Genomic DNA, 3,878 nt, shown 5'->3' on the forward strand with positions numbered 1-3,878 from the left:
TGGAGTTGTGGTGTCCGGTTTGACCGTATTCACGACTTTCGTTCAGCACCACGACTCCATGATCGACGGGGTCGGGTCGGGTCGGGTCGGGTCGGGTCGGGTCGGGTCGGGTCGGGTCGGGTCGGGGTGGGTCGGGTCGGGGTGGATCGGGGCGGGGCGGGGTGAGCGCGGGGCGGGGGTGGGTCGGGCGGGGGTTTGGTGGGTTGTGGGTTTTGGGGCTTGGCGGGGTGGGGGTCGGTAGGGTTCGGGAGGGGGAGCGGAACTACGGGTGGGGGTGGGTGTGCGGGATCTGCGGTACAAGATGATCATGGCATTGAACGCGGCCGACCTGGGCGATCCGATCTGCGAGCAGGTCGCCGAGATCTGCGCCGAGATCGCCGAGCAGCACTGCGCCGAGTTCGGTCACACGCCCGCGCTGCGCACCGGTGAGATCGCCGAACTGGCCACCGGAGAGCCGGCCCTGACCTGGGCGCCGTCGATCCCTGACGCCGGGCAGCGTGCCTGGTGACCGCAGCCGCCCCGGCGGTCGACGTACGCCGCGCCGAGGACCGCTTCGCCACCCGGATCTCCTGGCTGGACTCGAAGCACTCCTTCTCGTTCTCCCGGCACTACGACCCGGCCAACACCCACCATGGTCTGCTGCTGGTCAACAACGACGACGTGGTCCGGCCGGGCGCCGGCTTCGAGACCCACCCGCACCAGGACATGGAGATCGTCACCTGGGTGCTGCGGGGCTCACTCGTGCACCAGGACTCCACCGGCCACTCCGGGGTGATCTATCCGGGCCTGGCGCAGCGGATGAGCGCCGGCACCGGCATCCTGCACTCGGAGAAGAACGACGCCTGGCGGCTCAACGACCAGGAGCCGCACAGCGACCCCGTGCACTTCGTGCAGATGTGGGTGCTCCCCGACGAGCAGGGTGTCGACCCCGGCTACGAGCAGTTGGAGATCGAGGACGAGTTGCTGCGCGGCGGCCTGGTGCCGATCGCCTCCGGAATGGACCGCTACGACGGCGCGTCCGCCATCCGGATCCGCAACCGGTACGCGACCCTGCACGCCGCCCGCCTCCGCCCCGGCGACGAGGTCACCATTCCGGACGCGCCCTTCGTGCACGTGTACGTGCCCGACGGCACGGTCACCCTGGAGGGCAGCGGTCCACTCGGCACCGGCGACGCGGCGAGGCTCACCATGACCGGCGGTCGACGGGTCACCGCCGACGAGCCGGCGGAGATCCTCGTGTGGGAGATGCACGCCACCGTCGCCTGAGCGCTCGCGATGCCTCGCATGATCACGCCTGAACATGGATGTAGTGGCCTCCCGGGGGCGGGAGGCCACTACATCATGGATGGAGCGCGATCATGCCCGCGTCGTCAGGCCGGGGACTCCGTCTTGTCGCCGGCCCAGGTGGTGTGGAACGAGCCGTCGCGGTCCACACGCTGGTAGGTGTGCGCGCCGAAGTTGTCCCGCAGGCCCTGGATCAGCGCGGCGGGCAGCCGCTCGGCCCGCAGCGCGTCGAAGTACGCGAGCGACGACGAGAACGCAGGCGTCGGCACACCCGCCTGCGCCGCGTCGGCCACCACCCGCCGCCAGCTCGGCACGCCCGCGCTGACCGCCTCGGCGAAGTACGGCGCCACCAGCAGCGTCGGCAGGTCGGGCTGCTCGTCGTACGCCTCGCGGATCCGGTTCAGGAAGCGGGCCCGGATGATGCAGCCACCCCGCCAGATGGTCGCCGTACCGCCCAGGTCGATGTCCCAGTTGAACTCGCTGCTGCCGGCCCGGATGTGGTCGAAACCCTGGGCGTACGCGACGATCTTGGAAGCGAGCAGCGCCCGGCGGACGTCCTCGACGAACGCGTCCCGGTCGGCGACCTGCCACTTCTCACCGGCGTCCGGGAAGGCCCGGCGGGCCGCCTCGCGCTGGTCGGCGTGCCCGGACAGCGAGCGCGCGAACGTCGCCTCGGCGATCCCGGTGATCGGAATGCCCAGGTCCAGGGCGCTCTGCACGGTCCACCGGCCGGTGCCCTTCTGCTCGGCCCGGTCCTGCACGATGTCGACGAACGCCCGGCCGGTCGCCGCGTCGGTGTGCGCCAACACGTCGGCGGTGATCTCGATGAGGAACGATTCCAGCTCGCCGTTGTTCCACTCGCGGAAGATCTCGGCGATCTCCGCCGGGGTCACGTCCAGCCCGGCCCGCAGCAGGTCGTACGCCTCGGCGATGAGCTGCATGTCGGCGTACTCGATGCCGTTGTGCACCATCTTGACGAAGTGCCCGGCGCCGTCCGGCCCGACGTGCGTGCAGCACGGCACACCGTCCACCTGGGCGGCGATCTTCTCGAACATCGGCCCGAGCTTCGCGTACGACTCGGTCGAGCCACCCGGCATGATGCTCGGGCCGAGCAGCGCGCCCTCCTCGCCGCCGGAGACGCCGGTGCCGCTGAAGTGCAGCCCCTGCGCGCGCAGCGACTCCTCGCGCCGGCGGGTGTCGGCGAAGTGGGCGTTGCCACAGTCGACGATGATGTCGCCCTCATCCAGCAGCGGCACCAACTCGTCGATGACCGCGTCGGTGGGCGCACCGGCCTTGACCATCACGATCACCGCGCGGGGTCGTTCCAGCGACGCCACGAAGTCGGCCATCGACTCACCGGGCACGAAGGTGCCCTCGTCGCCGTGCTCCGCGACGAGGCTGCGGGTGCGTTCCGGGGACCGGTTGTGCACCGCCACGGTGAAGCCGTTACGGGCCAGGTTGCGGGCCAGGTTCCGGCCCATCACCGCCAGCCCGGTCACGCCGATCTGCGCTGTCGCCTGCTGAGCCATTCGTGCCGCCACCTCTCGCCGTCGAACTGTCCCTGCGACGGTATCGCGGCATCCGGCCTCACGGGCAGGTCGTCCCACGGCGGGTCACTACCTGGTCGCGGCCCGTCCGTCCACCGCGTCCACCGGCCGACCGAGGTACCCGCTCACCCCTGGGCCAGTCGTTCCTCCACACGCGCCACCTTCGCGGTGAGCGCGTCGGTGACTCCGGGCCGGACGTCGGCCTTGAGGACGACGCTCACCCGGGGCGCCTGCGCGGCCACCACGTCGACGGCCCGCTTGACCACCGCCATCACCTCGTCCCACTCGCCCTCGACGGTGGTGAACATGGCGTCGGTCCGGTTCGGCAGCCCGGACTCGCGGACCACCCGTACCGCCTCTGCCACGAGGTCGCCCACGGAGTCGCCGCCGCCCAGCGGGGTGATCGAGAACGCGATCAGCATCTGCCGATCGTGCCAGTAAATTCGGATGCGCGTCTCCCCAGTCGGTGGTTAGGGTTCCGGCATGCGTAACTGACGCCCCACTTCCGAGCCGGTCCGCCGCCCCGCGTCGCGGTCCGTGCGCTCCCGGGCGTCGCGCGTCTCCATTCCGCCGTTCGGCGGCCTCGAGCCTGCCTGACCCCCGGTGAGCAGTCCCTTCCCACTGAACCGTCGCGCCGCGGCGGTCACCAGCCGATCCGACCGACCGCCAGCGCGGGAACGGCCGGGACGGTCGGCACCGAAGGAGGCCCGGATGCCCGCCAGGCGTAACCCGAAAAAGTCCCGTACCCCGAAGACGACCCCGCCCGGAAAGATCCCGGCGGCCGACCACGGCCCGGTGGCTACCGGCGAGCCGCTGCCGCTGGCGGCGCTGGTCGACCCGGCGGCTACCGGCGAGCCGCTCCGGCCCGGAGCTGTCCCGGCCGACGCGGCGCTGCCCGTCGATGTGCCGGCGGCTGTCGACGCGCCAGCGGTGGAGGATCTGCGCACGCCGGCCAGCCGACCCTCGGCGCCGACCGCCGGGCCGCCCACGGGCGGGGGCAACCGCTCGGCCGGCGGCCGAAGCCAGCCGGCCGGGCAGACCCGCCGC

At 71.8% G+C, this 3,878-nt stretch carries 5 protein-coding genes; 3 read left to right on the forward strand and 2 right to left on the reverse strand.

Annotated features, from left to right (window positions below; all coding sequences use genetic code 11):
* Nucleotides 1-307: 307 nt before the first annotated feature.
* Both AB0J36_RS34300 and AB0J36_RS34305 read left to right on the forward strand, forming a co-directional pair.
* A complete protein-coding gene (locus AB0J36_RS34300) occupies nt 308-508 on the forward strand; it encodes a thioredoxin reductase (RefSeq protein ID WP_357133259.1) in 201 nt (66 codons plus the stop codon).
* Nucleotides 505-1,266, forward strand: coding sequence for a pirin family protein (locus tag AB0J36_RS34305; RefSeq protein WP_357398835.1), 762 nt, complete (start codon nt 505-507; stop codon nt 1,264-1,266). The genes AB0J36_RS34300 and AB0J36_RS34305 overlap by 4 nt, the downstream gene beginning before the upstream one ends.
* A gap of 104 nt (nt 1,267-1,370) precedes the next feature.
* Here AB0J36_RS34305 and gndA read toward each other — a convergent pair whose 3' ends face one another.
* A complete protein-coding gene (gndA, locus tag AB0J36_RS34310) occupies nt 1,371-2,813 on the reverse strand; it encodes an NADP-dependent phosphogluconate dehydrogenase (protein WP_363661591.1) in 1,443 nt (480 codons plus the stop codon).
* 143 nt (nt 2,814-2,956) lie between these two features.
* Nucleotides 2,957-3,253 (reverse strand): MTH1187 family thiamine-binding protein, encoded by a 297-nt coding sequence (locus AB0J36_RS34315; protein WP_357133265.1) that lies wholly within the window; start codon nt 3,251-3,253, stop codon nt 2,957-2,959.
* Between the two features lie 289 nt (nt 3,254-3,542).
* Between AB0J36_RS34315 and AB0J36_RS34320 the strand changes: the two genes are divergently transcribed.
* Nucleotides 3,543-3,878: hypothetical protein (locus tag AB0J36_RS34320; RefSeq protein WP_363661592.1), on the forward strand; the 336-nt coding region annotated here is incomplete at its 3' end.

Origin of the sequence: Micromonospora sp. NPDC049662, from assembly GCF_040675055.1 — a bacterium.
GTDB lineage: Bacteria > Actinomycetota > Actinomycetes > Mycobacteriales > Micromonosporaceae > Micromonospora.